This is a genomic window from Cycloclasticus pugetii PS-1 (assembly GCF_000384415.1).
Lineage (GTDB): Bacteria > Pseudomonadota > Gammaproteobacteria > Methylococcales > Cycloclasticaceae > Cycloclasticus > Cycloclasticus pugetii.
Map to the genome: position 1 here is coordinate 1,647,170 of NZ_ARVU01000001.1, position 16,211 is coordinate 1,663,380.

Annotated in this window: 14 protein-coding genes; all 14 read right to left on the reverse strand. The window is 42.4% G+C overall.

The features are described from left to right. Nucleotides 1-8: 8 nt before the first annotated feature. Complete coding sequence (locus CYCPU_RS0107970) at nt 9-866, reverse strand: MinD/ParA family protein (protein ID WP_015006339.1); 858 nt, start codon at nt 864-866, stop codon at nt 9-11. Then, nucleotides 859-2,163: a flagellar biosynthesis GTPase FlhF gene (gene flhF / locus CYCPU_RS0107975; protein WP_020162448.1), complete on the reverse strand. Its 1,305-nt coding sequence runs from the start codon at nt 2,161-2,163 to the stop codon at nt 859-861. The genes CYCPU_RS0107970 and flhF overlap by 8 nt, the downstream gene beginning before the upstream one ends. Before the next feature lie 23 nt (nt 2,164-2,186). After that, a complete protein-coding gene (flhA, locus tag CYCPU_RS0107980) occupies nt 2,187-4,277 on the reverse strand; it encodes a flagellar biosynthesis protein FlhA (RefSeq protein ID WP_020162449.1) in 2,091 nt (696 codons plus the stop codon). Nucleotides 4,278-4,301: 24 nt separating this feature from the next. Continuing rightward, entirely contained in the window at nt 4,302-5,447 is a 1,146-nt protein-coding gene (gene flhB, locus CYCPU_RS0107985) for a flagellar biosynthesis protein FlhB (protein WP_015006342.1), read from the reverse strand. A 1-nt stretch (nt 5,448) separates the two neighbouring features. Next, complete coding sequence (fliR, locus tag CYCPU_RS0107990; RefSeq protein WP_020162450.1) at nt 5,449-6,204, reverse strand: flagellar biosynthetic protein FliR; 756 nt, start codon at nt 6,202-6,204, stop codon at nt 5,449-5,451. A gap of 39 nt (nt 6,205-6,243) precedes the next feature. Next, nucleotides 6,244-6,513 carry a flagellar biosynthesis protein FliQ gene (fliQ, locus tag CYCPU_RS0107995; protein ID WP_015006344.1) on the reverse strand — a complete coding sequence of 90 codons (270 nt, stop codon included), beginning with the start codon at nt 6,511-6,513 and terminating at the stop codon, nt 6,244-6,246. Between the two features lie 12 nt (nt 6,514-6,525). After that, complete coding sequence (fliP, locus tag CYCPU_RS0108000; protein WP_016390016.1) at nt 6,526-7,257, reverse strand: flagellar type III secretion system pore protein FliP; 732 nt, start codon at nt 7,255-7,257, stop codon at nt 6,526-6,528. After that, complete coding sequence (fliO, locus tag CYCPU_RS0108005) at nt 7,254-7,688, reverse strand: flagellar biosynthetic protein FliO (RefSeq protein WP_020162452.1); 435 nt, start codon at nt 7,686-7,688, stop codon at nt 7,254-7,256. Before fliO ends, fliP begins: the two co-directional genes overlap by 4 nt. Continuing rightward, entirely contained in the window at nt 7,688-8,119 is a 432-nt protein-coding gene (gene fliN, locus CYCPU_RS0108010; protein WP_020162453.1) for a flagellar motor switch protein FliN, read from the reverse strand. The genes fliO and fliN overlap by 1 nt, the downstream gene beginning before the upstream one ends. Nucleotides 8,120-8,124: 5 nt before the next feature. Next, on the reverse strand, nt 8,125-9,132 hold the full coding sequence (gene fliM / locus CYCPU_RS0108015) for a flagellar motor switch protein FliM (protein ID WP_015006348.1): 1,008 nt from the start codon (nt 9,130-9,132) through the stop codon (nt 8,125-8,127). Beyond that, a complete protein-coding gene (locus CYCPU_RS0108020; RefSeq protein ID WP_016390014.1) occupies nt 9,133-9,672 on the reverse strand; it encodes a flagellar basal body-associated FliL family protein in 540 nt (179 codons plus the stop codon). A gap of 241 nt (nt 9,673-9,913) precedes the next feature. Next, a complete protein-coding gene (locus CYCPU_RS0108025) occupies nt 9,914-11,176 on the reverse strand; it encodes a flagellar hook-length control protein FliK (protein ID WP_020162454.1) in 1,263 nt (420 codons plus the stop codon). Nucleotides 11,177-11,299: 123 nt separating this feature from the next. After that, entirely contained in the window at nt 11,300-14,572 is a 3,273-nt protein-coding gene (gene icmF, locus CYCPU_RS0108030) for a fused isobutyryl-CoA mutase/GTPase IcmF (RefSeq protein WP_020162455.1), read from the reverse strand. A 10-nt stretch (nt 14,573-14,582) separates the two neighbouring features. Continuing rightward, on the reverse strand, nt 14,583-16,202 hold the full coding sequence (locus CYCPU_RS0108035) for an acetate--CoA ligase (protein ID WP_020162456.1): 1,620 nt from the start codon (nt 16,200-16,202) through the stop codon (nt 14,583-14,585). Between the last annotated feature and the right edge of the window lie 9 nt (nt 16,203-16,211).

Sequence of the window (16,211 nt, forward strand, 5' to 3'; positions counted from 1 at the left end):
TCTCCTATTTAACTCGCCTGAATAAGCCGTTCTACAAAAAACTCTAAATAACCTGCCGCACCCCGTTGCACAGGCCATCGATCAATTTTATTTGCTAGGTTTTTAATCGCCACGGCGGCGTGACTATTTGGCGCAGACTCAAGCACTGCTTGTTGTTTTTGAACTGACTTACGGAGACTTGGATCAAATGGAACAGCACCTGTAAAATACAGCGCTACATCAAGATATTGATCCGTGACTTTACAGAGCTTTTGGTACAGCATTTTCCCATGTTGAAGCGACTCCACCATATTGGTAATAATATGGAAGCGAGACAGGCCATGATCACGGTTTAACAACTTAATCAACGCATACGCATCGGTTAATGACGTTGGTTCATCACAAACAACAATCAACACCTCTTGACAAGCCCTTGCAAAATTAATCACACCGCCATGAATGCCCGCTGCGGTATCAACCAATAATAAATCAATTTCTTCTTGAAATTCGCTGAACGCATTAATAATCCCAGCTTGTTCCAGCGTGCCCATTTCTGCCATATGCTGAACACCTGATGAGGCTGGAATGACTTTTAAGCCCTGAGGGCCTTCAACAACAATTTCGTCTAACGTTTTTTCCCCACTTAACACATGGGTTAAATTAAATTCCGGGTGCAGCCCCAGCAAAATATCAACATTGGCTAACCCCATATCTGCATCAAGCAGCGCAACTTTTCGGCCTAATTTACAAAAAGCGATTCCCAGGTTTACAGATAAATTTGTTTTACCCACCCCACCTTTACCACTGGCTACTGCAATCACTCTCACAGGTTTTTTATTTGTCATCTGTTTCATTCCTGATGCTTGATTCAAGCCTTCTTTAAACATTCGCATGTCGCGAAGACCCATCTAATAACACAGATAAACCAATATCTTCTTCATCTGCTAATAATTCACTGGGTTCAATAAACGTTGCCATAAGCTCGCTGGCAGATGGGTAATGGAGATCTTCAGGTACTCGTTGCCCATCTGTTACAAAACCCAAGGGTATTTGTTGTTCAATAATGGCAGATAGTGCACTGCCAGGGCAATCTGTTTCATCCAATTTACTAAGAATGCAGCCTTTTGGCTCTGCATCTGCAAACGTTTTAATCACTTCGCGCATAGCCCTAGATTCGGTAGTCGCCGAAATGACCAAATAATTATCTATCTCAAACTTATCGTCTTGCAATAATTTGAACTGTTCTGTCATCCGAATATCTCGTTGACTCATCCCAGCTGTATCGATCAATACCAACCGTTTATCGACGAAATCCGTTAATGCATCTTGGAAATCCTCTTCGGTAGAAGCAACACGCATAGGCACACCTAAAATTCTAGCAAAATTACTCAATTGCTCATGAGCCCCAATACGGAAATTATCTGTTGTGATTAATGCTAATGAATCAGGCCCATGACGCATTCTAAAACGTGCAGCAATTTTTGCGATAGTGGTGGTTTTACCCACACCTGTAGGGCCCACTAAAGCGACCAAACCACCGTCATCAAGTATTTTGTTCTCCATAATAGGTAGTGAATCGGCGGCTAGTGTTAAGCAATTAAGCCACGCCTCTTCAAGCTCTGTTTCTGTAACAACCGTTTCGGCCAACTTAACACTTAGTTTTTTTGAAAACCCGGTATCCAACAATCGTCTAATAACATCAATTCGTACTGGGTTTTGTTGCGTCCGGTCTGACCAAGACAATTCGTTTAATACGGTTCTAAACTCATGCCGCATCATGTCTAATTCATGTTTAACTGCCTTAATAGCTGGGTCTTCAACCCATGTTGGCTCGACCCCTGCCGGTTTGTTTTTTGCTGGTTTTGGTTTAGCTAACCGTTGTTTCAGCGCCGGTTTTTTGTGGCCCGGCGTATAGTCCTCTCTAAACGCCTGCTTAGGCGGCTCATTCCAGTCTATTGACACCCTGTCATCTTGTAGCTCCTCATCCAACCTAGCATCTAGCAACGTTTCTTTCTTATCGGCCGCTGCTTGAATGGCTTGCTCATCATAATCCTTAGCCGCCACAATTTCGACGCCACCGTCTACTCTATTATTTGATAGGATAACCGCATCCGCACCCAGCTGCTCTTTGACCAGCTTAAGTGCTTCACGCATATCGGGAGCAAAAAAACGTTTAATTTTCATCGAATATAACCTCGTTAAGTCTATTATCCATTTTGCCCAACACTCCCAACAACACGAACTTGTCTATCCTCAGGGATTTCGTTATACGACAAAACATTTAATGTTGATATTGAGTGGCGAACAAAATGAGCTAACCAAGGGCGCAAAAAGCCAGAGACTAGAAGAACGGCACTTTTCCCTTCCATTTCTAGTTTTTGAGTACTTTCTTGCAATGCATTTATCATTCTTTCTGCTAACCCTGGTTCCAATCCTGCGCTACCATCTTCTGACGCTTGTAAGCTTTGTTGCAATAAGCGTTCCAAATCTGGATCTAAAGTAATCACTGACAGTTCACTGTCTAAGCCACTGATTTTCTGGACTATTGAGCGGCCAAGGGCAATTCTAACGGCCGCTGTTAATGCGCCAGCATCTTGACTGCTACGCCCATGTTCAATCAGTGTCTCGGCAATTGTTCGCATATCTCGAACCGGAATATTTTCCTGTAATAAATTTTGCAGCACTTTAACAACTGTACCTAATGAAATGGTTTCTGGTACTAAGTCTTCAACCAGTTTTGGCGCTGACTTTTTCAGCGTATCGAGCATTTGCTGAACTTCCTCATGGCCTAATAACTCATGCGCATGTGTTTGAATAATCTGACTTAAATGTGTTGCCACAACAGTCCCAGGGTCAACAACGGTATAGCCCATTGTTTGTGCTTGGTCCTTTTGCGATGAGTCAACCCAAACCGCGTCTAGACCAAACGCGGGGTCTTTTGTAGCAATGCCTTGAATATCACCAAATACTTGGCCTGGATTAATCGCCAATTCCCTATCAGGGTGAATTTCAACCTCGCCAATATTAACGCCCATCAATGTTAGGCGATACACATTCGGTGCCAAGTCTAGGTTGTCACGAATATGCACAGATGGAATTAAAAAGCCTAATTCTTGCGAGAGCTTTTTCCGTACCCCTTTAATTCTTGACATCAGCTCACCACCTTGCGTTTTGTCAACTAAGGGAATCAACCGATAGCCCACCTCTAGGCCAATCATATCGACTGGGGCCACATCATCCCAAGACAGTTCTTTTGGTTCATCTGGCAATGCTTGTACAGGCGAATCAAGCTCAACAGGTGTTAATTCTGCCTGTTGCTGTTTTTTATGCATTAAATAAGCAACATAACCTAAGGCACCGGCCAATGACATAAACACTAAGTTGGGCATTCCTGGAATCAACCCTAATACGCCAATAATCGCACCAGCAATAGCCAATGCTTTCGGGTTACTAAGTACTTGCAGTGACACCTGCTCACCCATATCTTGATTACTATTCACTCGCGTCACGATAATGGCTGTTGCGGTAGAGAGTAATAAGCCGGGGATCTGCGCCACAAGACCATCACCAATTGTTAGCAATGTGTAATATTCCATTGCTTGAGAAAAAGCCAAGTCGTGTTGCAACACACCCACACCAAGGCCGCCAACAATATTAATTAGTAGAATCAAAATGCCTGCAATAGCATCACCACGAACAAATTTACTAGCCCCGTCCATCGAACCATAAAAATCAGCTTCCTGACTAATCTCTGCTCGTCTGTCACGTGCTTCATCTTGGGTTAACAGCCCCGCATTTAAGTCTGCATCAATAGCCATTTGTTTACCCGGCATTGCATCCAAAGTAAACCGAGCGCTCACTTCTGAGACACGGCCTGCACCCTTTGTAACTACCACAAAATTAATGATAATCAAGATGCTAAAAACTACTAAACCAACCGCGTAGTTACCACCAATAACAAACGCACCAAATGCTTCGATCACTTTACCGGCAGCATCACCACCATTATGCCCCTCAAGTAAAACCACCCGCGTTGATGCAACATTTAAACTAAGCCGTAATAGCGTAGCTACCAATAAGAAGCTTGGAAAAACAGCAAAATCCAGTGGCCGTAATGCATAAACCACTACCAATAAAACAATCAACGACAACGCAATATTAAAGGTAAATAACATATCCAGCAAAAAGGGTGGCAATGGCAGCACCAACATCGCCAAGATGACCATAATCAAAATGGGTGCACCTAAACCATTTCGCGCGAAATCTAATAAAATTTTTGAAATGTCGTTAAAATTCATCGTCTATTGCTACCTTGTTAAACGCTAATCGGTGTTGTTTGTATATTTTTTGTATTCATCTGGAATAGAAATATCACTTGGCGCGACTGGTTTCTTCCAGCGCTTTTGTGTTGCAATTCGTAATTGATAAACATATGCCAAGACTTGAGCTACCGCTAGGTAAAGCCCTTTAGGGACTTCTTGATCAATTTCCGTCGTAAAGAATAAGGCCCTAGCTAAAGGTGGTGCTGAAACCAGCGTAACCCCATTACCAACCGCAATATTCCTTATTTTCGCGGCTATTAAATCCGCACCTTTAGCAACAACGATGGGGGCATCGCTTCCACCTTCCTCGTATTTAAGTGCTACTGCAAAATGCGTGGGGTTGGTCACAATAACATCAGCCTGTGGTACCGCTTCTAGCATTCTTCCTTGTGACATTTCTTGTTGCAATTGACGTATTTTACCTTTTACTTCGGGCCGCCCTTCGGTCTGCTTCATTTCATCTTTCACTTCTTGAAGCGTCATTTTTAGCTTTTTCTTGTATTCCCATAAACTAAACGGCACATCAATCGCCACGACCAATAATAAAGACGAGCATAAAATGACAAAAGATAAGGTCATCACATCGCTGGCTCGAAGCAAGGCATTTTCTAACGGTAATTGACTAAGATAGATAAACTCGCGCAAATAGATATCCACTAACAAAGCCATAATGCCTAATATTAAGCCAAACTTAAGTAAAGATTTAACCAGCTCTATTAGACTGCGCATCGCGAACATTCGCTTAAAGCCTTCAAGCGGATTCATTTTGCTTGCCTTAGGAGCAAAGGCTTCAGCACTAAATGACCAGCCCCCCATCGCAATAGGAGCCGCTAACGCAGCAACCACCATCGCCGCTAAAAAAGGGGCCACGAACATTAGTGCCTCCTGCATAGCGAACTGAAGGCTGTTAATTGATGCTAAAGGGTCAAACAAAGTGCTTCTTTCTATCGTAAAAGCCTCTTCCATCACGCGCCACATGCCTTTCATGATGCGCTCACCGGTCATCCAAATCATCACCGAGCCCACCATTAAAACAACGACCGTATTCAGTTCTTTAGAGCGTGCAATATCACCCTTTTTTCGGGCGTCTTCCTCACGTTTGGCGGTGGGTTCTTCGGTTTTTTCTTGGTCGTTATCAGTCGCCATATCAACGCCTTATCCGTAAAAAGTCGCCAATCACACCATAACTTTCTGCCAGCAAATTAGTAAAATTTCCAAGTACTGACGGAAGGGTAACCCACATTAATAATGTTCCTAAAATGAGTGTAATGGGAAAACCAACCGCAAAAATATTAAGTTGTGGCGCTGCTCTTGTAACAACACCGAAGGCAATATTGACCATTAATAACGACACAATGGCTGGTAATGCCATTAATAGCCCAGCTGAAAAAATTCTGCTTGACCAGGCAATAATGGACCAAATGTCCGAACGCTCCATGCCGATAGCACCAATCGGTAGGGTATTAAAACTATCGATCAACATTTCAATTAACACCAAGTGCCCCCCAAGTGTTAAAAACAAAAGAGTAGCCAGTACCAAATAAAATTGACTAACCACCGGTACGCTGACGCCGGTAGTTGGGTCCATCATCGAGGCAAAACCTAGGCCCATACTGTAAGCAATTCCCTGTCCTGCAAAAATAATAGCACTGAATACCAACTGCAAAACAAACCCCATTGACAGGCCAATCAATAATTGTTGCAACCCCGTCATAATGCCTTCATGACTCAACACATCAATCGCTCGGTGTTCAGGTAAAAGAGGAAGCGTAAAAAATGTCACCATCAATGCTGCGCCAACAAGAATTTTGTTATCAACAAAACGCCCACTAAACACAGGGATTGCAATAAACATGGCACTTATGCGAAGCAAGGGCCAAAAAAAACTCGATGCCCAAGCCATGATTTGTTGTTCACTATAGACCACGCTTAGAGTATCCGCTTAACCGATTAAATCAGGAATACTTAGATATGTTTGGCGCGTAAAATTAATAATTAAGCGCAACATCCATGGCCCGGCAATAGATAAAACAACAACGGTGATCAATAACTTAGGAACAAAACTTAATGTCTGCTCATTAATTTGAGTTGCAGCCTGAAACATCGCAACAATAAAACCAATGGCTAACGCTGATAATAAAATAGGTGCCGATAAAAGGACCGTTACTTGCAAGGCTTGCTCGCCTAAATTCATGACGCTATCAGGTGTCATTAGTTCTACCTCCTAAGTAAAGAAGCTCGCGGCTAAAGTCTCCATAATCAGCGACCAGCCATCTACTAAAACAAATAACATCAGCTTAAATGGCAAGGAAATAATCAATGGAGATAACATCATCATACCCATCGACATCAAGACACTGGCCACGACCATATCGATGATAAGAAAAGGAACAAAGATCATAAACCCAATTTGAAACGCTGTTTTCAGCTCACTGGTCACAAACGCCGGTAATAACAGCGATAACGGCACATCTGACTCATCTGTGATAGGCTCCGCTCCAGAAATTCTGGCAAACATTTCCAAATCATCACTTCTGGTCTGGCGCAACATAAAGCCACGAAACGGCTCTATTGCTTTTGTAATAGCTATATCTGCCGCTATCTGATCGTTTAAATAAGGTTGCAGAGCCTCTTCATTCGCCTTTTCTAACACTGGCGACATAATGAAAAAAGTTAAAAATAAAGCCAGCCCCAACAAAATTTGATTGCTAGGTGTTTGTGGTGTGCCCATCGCTTGGCGAAGAATGGAAAAAACAATAATGATTCGTGTAAACGAGGTCATCATTACTAACAAGCTTGGTAAAACTGTCAGCAATGTCATAACTGCTAATATTTGCAGAGTGACCGAATAACTTTTACCGTCTCCAGCGATAGTAATGGCCTCAATGCCATTCGCCGCAAAACTAGTCATGGGAACAAGAGAGAAAAAAATAATAAACAATAGTCGCCTTTTCATTCTGCGCCCTTTTTATTCATTACTTTTTTTAAACTGTCTTGAAAAGCTGTCGGTACTGCTTCTTCCTGACTAAGGCTTTGAGATATTTCACCGGCCTCAAAGGTATGCAAGGTCACCACCCTACCCGGTGCAACACCAAGTAGCAGGTGTTGATTACCCGCCTGTATCAAGACTGCTTTTTCTCGATGCCCCAACGACACTCCAGACAGTACTTTCAAATGACCTTTATGACTAGAGGCTAGCCCTGTAAAACGCTTTGCCGCCCAAGCAACGATAAGAATCAGCAATAAAACAAAGAACAAACCTATCGTCCACTGCGTTAGATTCGCTGTAGAGAACGGATCTACGCTATTCGAACCAATAGCAGTTGGCACCGATGAGAAGGCAGCTGTTGAAGTGAACATCAATGATAAAGCCCGTAAGTAGTTCATTACTTCAGCTTCTTTACTCGCTCGGCGGGGCTGATAATATCCGTTAAACGCAGGCCAAACTTATCATTCACAACCACTACCTCACCACGCGCGATAAGCGTTTTATTCACCAGCACATCCATCGGTTCACCAGCTAGGCGGTCTAACTCAATCACCGAGCCTTGGTTTAGCTGAAGTAAGTTACGAATACTGATCTTTGTATTACCCACTTCCATTGAAACAGTCACTGGCACATCTAAAATAACATCCAGATTTATTTCGCTGTCCATGCTGCTAGGCGCGCTGGTATCAGAGACAGGTGCGAACGCTGCTGCTTGTGCATCATCATGTTCATTAGTACTCTCATCGCCCCAATCAGCATTGTTATCTGATGGCTCATTTGCTGTCCCACCTAGGTCAGAAGTGTCATTAGTATTATCGTCATCACTCATTTTCTTTATTCCTCATCATTGACCAAAATCTTCACTTCTTCACGTTCCATCTTCTCTTGAAGTTTCACCGCAAAGTGTCCATTACTTTCACCAAGCTTGCCTCTAAACAATGGCATTTCTCCAGACTCAACAATGACCTGCTCTGGTAAGGTAATCGGTAAAATATCGCCTTCCTTAAAGGATAAAACCTCTTTAAGTGAAACTTCTTTCTTTAGTAATACACAGTTAATATCCACATCTGCTGTTTTAATGTCGTTCCTTAATGCAGACTTCCAACGGACATCAATATCACCACGGTCACTTTGAATACCGGCATCTAACAGTTCACGAATCGGTTCTAACATGCTGTATGGCAAACTAAATTGAATATCTCCGCCACCCCCTTCAAGCTCAAGATGAATAGTCGATACCACCATCACCTCTGTCGGGCTAACGATATTGGCAAATTGGGGGTTTACCTCAGAATTAACATACTCAAACTCAAGTTTTAAAACCGGCTCCCATGCTTTCATCAAGTCTTCAAAAACAATGTCCAAAACAATTCGAACTACACGTATTTCTGTTGCTGTAAATTCGCGTGCTTCGCTCGTATTATGAAATTTTCCAGAACCGCCAAAATAACTATCCACAATCATAAAGACCAAGCTTGGGTCAAAAACAAACAAGGCTGACCCACGTAAGGCCTTTATTTTTATAATATTTAAGTTAGTTGGTACAAACAGGCTTTGGACGTATTCTGAAAACTTCAACATTTGAATGCCTGATACAGACACCTCTGTTGAGCGCCTTAAGAAGTTAAACAGGCTAATGCGGAAATAACGTGCAAAGCGCTCATTAACCATTTCAAGTGTTGGCATTCGCCCACGCACGATTCTATCTTGGCTATTAAAGTCATAATTGCTCGCCTCACCGTTTGGCGCATCAACGCCTGTTTCTGTTTCAACATCGCCACCATCGACACCTTGCAATAAGGCATCAATTTCATCTTGCGATAATAAATCCGAATCAGACATTTACTGCATGACCAAGTCTGTAAAAAAGACTTCTTTTACGTTAGAAGAGACGCTTCTCTTAACTAAAATTTTATTAATTTCTTCTTTAACATCTGATTGCAGCTGTTCTTTTCCTTTTGATGTTTTGAGTACTTCAGGATCTTGAGCAGACAGCATCATTAGAATATTGTTTCGAATCACAGGGTCATGTTTTTTTACCGCATCAATAACGCCTTCATCATCGACCATAATACTGATAGCCAGTTTTAAGACCTTTATATTGCCGTCTGAAAAATTAACCATAAACGGCGGCGTCAATGCTTGATAAACGGCTACCGCTTCAGCCTCATCAGCATTCTGTTCATCTGCTTTTTCTTCAATAGCTTCTGTTGACTCACCCACAACCGGATCTTTTTCTGCTTCAAAAAAACCTGTGAAATACAAGCCAGCGCCTAGCAGTATAATGGCCAACACAACACCGCCCGCGATCATGATTAACTTCTTTTTAGAACCCACCGCATTTTCAACTGCTGTTTCTTGCTCTTGCTCTTCGTCTGCCATAATATTTACGTCCAAAAGTTATTACATAAAAACAGTAATAGCAATTGCTGTGCCATATATTAAATCGATATTTTTCAATGACTTATAATAAATTAATACTCAGACGTCAAAATCAAGTCATTAAGCAACGTAGTATTTTTGGTGTTTGTCAAAATTTAACCACCCTAAACGTAAAAAAGCCTAAGTGTTCTTAGAACAACTTAGGCTTTTAAAACATCCTACCTAACTGTCTATTTAAACGTCAGGCAAAGTCACTAAATAAACCAGTGTATCGTCGTACTTGTTCAGCATCTTGTGAATCAAACATTGATTCACCGGTGTCCCGATTAAACTCATCTGATTGAGCCATTCCACCTTCTTGGCTCTTGGATGCTTGTTCACGTTGATCACTAAATGAATGTTGCGATACATCAATATCCACCACGTTGACGTTTTGCTCATTCAACATATCGCGTAAGCGGGGAAGAGCCGCCTCAATGGCTTCTCTTGTTGCACCATGTTGTGCAGTAAATGACACCATTGCTTGATCATTTTGCATTTGGACTCTGACCTCAATAGGCCCCATATGCTGAGGGTTCAACCTAATCTGTGCGCCAGACATGGATTGGCCCACTACCCACTGTACTCGCTGGGTGAAGTGCTCCCCCCACTTCTGACTGTTCATTGGTGTATCAAGCTGCAAATTTGCCTTATCAATTACGGCATGTTGTGTTTGCCCAGCAACCGGTGCCCCTACATTTAATAACAAGCCTTCTGTTGCTGGTAAAGCTTTACTGCCTGCCGTTTGCTGAGTAAACATGGAGTTTACCGTATCAGACACTGTGTTTTTTAAATCACCTACAAGTGCATCAGGCAGACTTGTAGATTGAGGCTTATTTAAGGATGGCAGCGTAGCCGACGAATTCAAAAAATTCACTTCGCCACCTTTCCCATTCAATCTACCCCTCTGGTCCGGCAACCGTCCGGCCGTTAGTGGGTCAAACACTATATCTTTGTCGCGCACATTAACATTAGCCAATATATCGCTGTTTAATGGGCCGCCCAAAGCTGCCGCTGGTGGCAATTCATTGCCGCTAATCGCAGCCATAGCTTCCCCTGCTTCAAGCTTAGGTTCAACTAATATTACGCCTGCCTCTGTGGGTATCTCAGCTGTATTTTCTACGATAATGACTTCTTCATGCAGTTGCCCTGAAGCGTTAGATAGCACCTCGGTAACCGTTGCCGTTTGTTCTGATTGAGTTTCATCAGCCGTTACAATCTTGGATGATGAAGCAGCTTCCGGCGCATTAGTCTTATTAACAACAGCCGCCGTGTTACCAGTGTTTTCAGCATGTTTATCCGATGATGCTGGTTCATGACTCTGCCTATTAAGACGGTCTATATTTTTTTCAAAATGTTTTGAAAACCCGTCATCGTTTGAGCGACTGGAATCACTTATAACCGAATCAGCAGCACCCTTCGAGGCGCTACCCATCTGTGGACTTAATATAGCTGGTACGTCCATTGCCATCTCCATATTGCTTTAAATGTGTTTACAACAGAGCAATTGGCATGCCAGATCAATAAAAGCCTTAATAACCAGGTCTTAGCTTTAGTTTTATCAAGCTTATTTTTAGATTACTACTGCCTACATATTCCGGCGGTACTGTCCGCCGACCTCAAAAAACGCCTCTGTAATTTGGCCCAATGAGCAATAGCGACCTGCCTCCATTAACACCTCAAAAACGTTCTCATTATTTTGCACCGCCTGTTGTAAATCATGCAGTGCTTCTACGGCCTTATCTTCGTTTGCTTCGTGGGTAGCCTTTAATCGATGCAATTGACTTTGTTTTTCTTCTTCCGTGGAGCGCGCCAATTCGATAGACGTTACGGACTCATCAGCCGTTGGATTTTTAAACGTGTTTACCCCAATAATTGGCAGCTCACCTGTATGTTTCAACATTTCATAATTCATTGATTCATCTTGAATTTTCCCACGTTGATACCCCGTCTCCATTGCACCGAGCACGCCACCACGTTCAGAAATGCGTTCAAATTCGCGTAGCACTGCTTCTTCGACTAAATCAGTCAGCTCTTCGATAATATAAGCCCCCTGCAAGGCATTTTCATTTTTTGCAAGGCCGTACTCTTTATTGATAATAAGTTGAATTGCCATCGCACGACGGACAGACTCTTCGGTTGGTGTTGTCACCGCTTCATCATATGCGTTGGTATGAAGGCTATTGCAGTTGTCATTAATGGCAATCAATGCCTGCAAGGTAGTCCGAATATCATTAAAATCCATCTCTTGAGCATGTAATGAACGGCCCGATGTTTGGATATGGTATTTTAATTTTTGTGAGCGATCATTTGCCCCGTATTTAAAACGCATTGCAACGGCCCAAATTCGCCGCGCTACTCGGCCCATAACGGTATATTCCGGGTCCATACCATTAGAAAAAAAGAATGACAAATTAGCGGCAAAATCATCAATATGCATACCTCGTGACAAATAGGTTTCTACATAAGTAAAGCCATTTGACAAGGTAAAGGCCAACTGGGAAATAGGGTTCGCGCCCGCTTCAGCGATGTGGTAACCCGAGATCGAGACTGAGTAGAAATTACGGACTTGTTTATCGATAAAATATTGTTGGATGTCACCCATCATTTTCAGGCTAAATTCTGTCGAAAAAATACACGTGTTTTGACCTTGATCCTCTTTAAGAATATCTGCTTGAACGGTACCTCGTACATTCGATAAAGCCCAATCTTTAATCTCATTGCGTTCGTCCTCTGACGGGCAGCGTCCTTTTTCCTCTTCAAATTTATCGCACTGTTGATCAATAGCGGTATTTAAAAAGAACGACAATAAGGTTGGCGCTGGGCCGTTAATCGTTAGCGAAACGGATGTTGTTGGTGCGCATAAGTCAAAACCATCAAACAAAACTTTCATATCGTCTAGAGTAGCAATAGAAACGCCTGAATTGCCAACTTTCCCATATATATCGGGCCTCACACCTGGGTCATTGCCATACAGTGTTACCGAATCAAAGGCTGTTGATAGCCGTGTTGCCTCTGAACTTTCAGACAATAATTTAAAACGTCGATTGGTTCTGAAGGGGTCGCCCTCACCCGCAAACATACGGGCTGGGTCTTCACCTTCGCGCTTAAAACTAAACACACCGGCGGTATACGGAAAGCTTCCCGGTAAATTTTCTTTTAATAAAAAGCGTAATCGTTCGCCATCGTCTTCATAAGCGGGTATTGAGACTTTTGGAATACGGGTGCCTGACAAAGAGTATGTTGCTATATTCGTTGTCACTTTTTTATCCCGAATAGTGTTCACATAGGTGTCTTCTTTATAGGCTTTTTTTGTATCTTCCCAAACATCAAGCAATCTTTTACAGCGTGGATCGAGCGCATTTTCACGCTTCAAAATTTGTCTATTGAAGGCTTCGTCGCTTGCAGGCTCACCCAACATACGTTGCACTTGTTTCAATTGCTGACGTTCTCGTGCAACGATGACTTGCTGTTCGATTTTTTTATGGTAATCACGCACTGTTTCGGCAATTTCAGCTAAATAACGTTGCCGTTCAACAGCAATAATCGCGCTACTTGTTGTTGAGCGTTTGATGGCTACTTGAGCAAAAAAGTCACCTTCCCAGCTGTTAAGCTCTTTGCTCTCGAAGATTTTTAATAAGCCCTGATACAACGCCGTCACCCCATCATCATTAAATTTTGACGCGATGGTGCCATAAATTGGCAGTTCTTCGATCGGGGTTGTAAAGAGTTCGTAATTACGTTGATACTGCTTTCTAACATCGCGAAAAGCATCGTCACTGCCTTTACGATCAAATTTATTAATTACCACCACATCAGCAAAATCCAACATATCAATTTTTTCTAACTGACTGGCTGCCCCAAACTCAGGCGTCATCACATACATCGATACATTAACAAACGGAACAATACCCGCATCACCCTGCCCAATGCCTGGGGTTTCTACAATAATTAAATCAAAATTTGCAACTTTGCAGGCATCTATAATGTTTGGTAATGCTTCAGGAACTTCGCCTTTCGTGTTGCGCGTTGCGATCGATCGAAAATAAATATTCGGGTGATTAATCGCATTCATACGAATACGGTCGCCTAATAGGGCACCACCCGTTTTACGTTTGGTAGGGTCAATGGCAATAACCGCAATTTTTAAATGCTCAAGCTCAATATTAAAACGTCTAATAAGCTCATCTGTTAAGGACGACTTACCAGCACCACCGGTTCCCGTAATACCCAACACAGGGGTTTTTGAAAACGCCTTAGCACGCACATTGATTGCATCAGTAGATTGTTTTGAAACCGTATTTTCATCGAAGCCTGTAATAAGACGTGATAATTTTCGATACCCGTGTTCATTCAAATCATCAAAATCATCAGGTATACCCACCTGTGCAAGGTCATAGTCCGATGTTTCGATCATCTCATTGATAATCCCTTGTAGCTGTAATGATTGCCCATCGGCTGGACTAAATATATGAGACACACCATAGGCATGCAACTGTTCAATTTCTTCTGGCACGATAACCCCACCGCCGCCTCCAAAGACCTTGATATGCGATGCTCCCTTTTCTTTTAACAGGTCAATCATGTATTTGAAATATTCAACATGTCCGCCTTGATAAGAGCTTATTGCAATACCATGCACATCCTCCTGAATAGCTGCATTAACCACTTCTTGTACCGAACGATTATGCCCTAAGTGAATAACTTCAGCCCCCGTTGATTGAAGAATACGGCGCATAATATTAATCGCCGCATCATGACCGTCAAACAAACTGGCTGCGGTAATAAAACGCACGTGGTTATTAGCTTTATATTTTACAAGTTTACTGGGGTCAACGACCGTCTCTTGTGCTACTGACATGCTATAACTCCTAACTGTTTTGCCTTAGTTCAATACGCCTTATTTTTCCTGAAATTGTTTTTGGTAATGACTCAACAAATTCAATTTCTCGTGGGTATTTATAAGGTGCTGTCTGTTTTTTCATGAAAGCTTGAATGTCTCGTCTCAGCTCATCACTAGGTTGATAGTTACTGGCTAAAATAATAAACGCTTTAACTACTTCGCCACGTGCTTCATCTAGCTTTCCAATGACCGCTGACTCAAGAACGGCAGGGTGTTCTAATAAAGAACTTTCTACTTCAAATGGGCTAATTCTGTATCCCGATGAATTAATCATGTCATCTGAGCGCCCAACAAACCAAAAATACCCGTCTTTATCGACGCTACCATTATCTCCCGTATAGTACCAACCGTTTTTGAAACACATTGCCGTTGCTTCATCATCTTGCCAATAGCCCTCAAACATACCCGGCTGAAGCGGCTCTGTTAGTTCAATGGCTATACTGCCAATGCAATCTACCGCACAAATATCACCTTTTTCATCAACAACTTGCACATTAACACCCGGTACCGGCTTACCCATAGAGCCTGGTTTAACAGGCATGCATGGGTAGTTGGCAACAATATTAATGGTTTCGGTTTGACCATAGCCATCGTAAATTTTTCCACCCGTGGCGTTATACCAAACTTTAATCACTTCCGGGTTTAACGGCTCACCTGCTCCTAACGCATGACGAACTGAACTTAAGTTATAGCTTGATAAGTCCATTTGAGCAAATACTCGGTAAACGGTTGGCGGCGCGCAGAATGTTGTTACTCCTAACTTTTCAATTAATTTCAAGTGTAATTCGGCATCAAAACCCACACCATCAAACAACACCATTGCAGACCCCATTTGCCATGGTGAATACAACATTCCCCAGGCTGCTTTAGCCCAACCCGTGTCAGACAACGTCCAATGGATATCATTTTCTTGCTGATCCATCCAATATTTACCCGTAATCGTATGGGCGTGTGCATAGGCGTTATCTCGTGGCACCATTTTTGGCATTCCTGTCGTACCAGAGGTAAAGTAAATCATCATTAAATCTGATGCTTTGCTCGGTGCTAATTGTGACCTATCTAAATGAGTGCTTGCAGGTTGAGTAAGTGATTCAAATGTACACCAACCTTCTTTTGGTTCTCCAATAACAATCAGCGTCTTAAGACTAGGGCAGTTCTTTTTAATCGCCTCAACCTTATCTGCGTTACTGGCACTCACAATTGCCATACTGGCCTTTGAGCGATTGATACGATATTCAATATCTTGTGAGGTTAACAAATTAGTACCTGGCATCGTTACCACACCTAATTTGCAACAGCCCAGCATTACTGAGTACCATTCACCAACTCGGGGAATCATAACAAAAGCCAAGTCGCCTTTTTTAGCGCCTAAGCTTAGCAAGCCATTTGCAAATTGATTAGATCGTTTAGAAAGATCGCTAAATTGATAATATCGAATATTCTCGCCCGTACTATCGACTTCGATATACGCCAATTTATCGGCTTCTTGCGCTCTTTTATCAATGACATCAAAAGCAAAGTTATAAAGTGCCGGCGTTTCTAATGTGAATGATGCTTTAACATCATCATAATTTGTCATATTAAACATACGCTTCCC

What these genes read in the sequence shown, in the direction of transcription:
- CYCPU_RS0107970 (WP_015006339.1), bottom strand. Translation starts at nt 866, where the DNA reads ATGTTTAAAGAAGGCTTGAATCAAGCATCAGGAATGAAACAGATGACA.
- CYCPU_RS0108025 (WP_020162454.1), bottom strand. Translation starts at nt 11,176, where the DNA reads ATGGACGTACCAGCTATATTAAGTCCACAGATGGGTAGCGCCTCGAAG.
- CYCPU_RS0108020 (WP_016390014.1), bottom strand. Translation starts at nt 9,672, where the DNA reads ATGGCAGACGAAGAGCAAGAGCAAGAAACAGCAGTTGAAAATGCGGTG.
- fliO (WP_020162452.1), bottom strand. Translation starts at nt 7,688, where the DNA reads ATGAACTACTTACGGGCTTTATCATTGATGTTCACTTCAACAGCTGCC.
- fliN (WP_020162453.1), bottom strand. Translation starts at nt 8,119, where the DNA reads ATGAGTGATGACGATAATACTAATGACACTTCTGACCTAGGTGGGACA.
- fliQ (WP_015006344.1), bottom strand. Translation starts at nt 6,513, where the DNA reads ATGACACCTGATAGCGTCATGAATTTAGGCGAGCAAGCCTTGCAAGTA.
- CYCPU_RS0108035 (WP_020162456.1), bottom strand. Translation starts at nt 16,202, where the DNA reads ATGTTTAATATGACAAATTATGATGATGTTAAAGCATCATTCACATTA.
- flhF (WP_020162448.1), bottom strand. Translation starts at nt 2,163, where the DNA reads ATGAAAATTAAACGTTTTTTTGCTCCCGATATGCGTGAAGCACTTAAG.
- flhB (WP_015006342.1), bottom strand. Translation starts at nt 5,447, where the DNA reads ATGGCGACTGATAACGACCAAGAAAAAACCGAAGAACCCACCGCCAAA.
- icmF (WP_020162455.1), bottom strand. Translation starts at nt 14,572, where the DNA reads ATGTCAGTAGCACAAGAGACGGTCGTTGACCCCAGTAAACTTGTAAAA.
- fliP (WP_016390016.1), bottom strand. Translation starts at nt 7,257, where the DNA reads ATGAAAAGGCGACTATTGTTTATTATTTTTTTCTCTCTTGTTCCCATG.
- flhA (WP_020162449.1), bottom strand. Translation starts at nt 4,277, where the DNA reads ATGAATTTTAACGACATTTCAAAAATTTTATTAGATTTCGCGCGAAAT.
- fliR (WP_020162450.1), bottom strand. Translation starts at nt 6,204, where the DNA reads ATGGCTTGGGCATCGAGTTTTTTTTGGCCCTTGCTTCGCATAAGTGCC.
- fliM (WP_015006348.1), bottom strand. Translation starts at nt 9,132, where the DNA reads ATGTCTGATTCGGATTTATTATCGCAAGATGAAATTGATGCCTTATTG.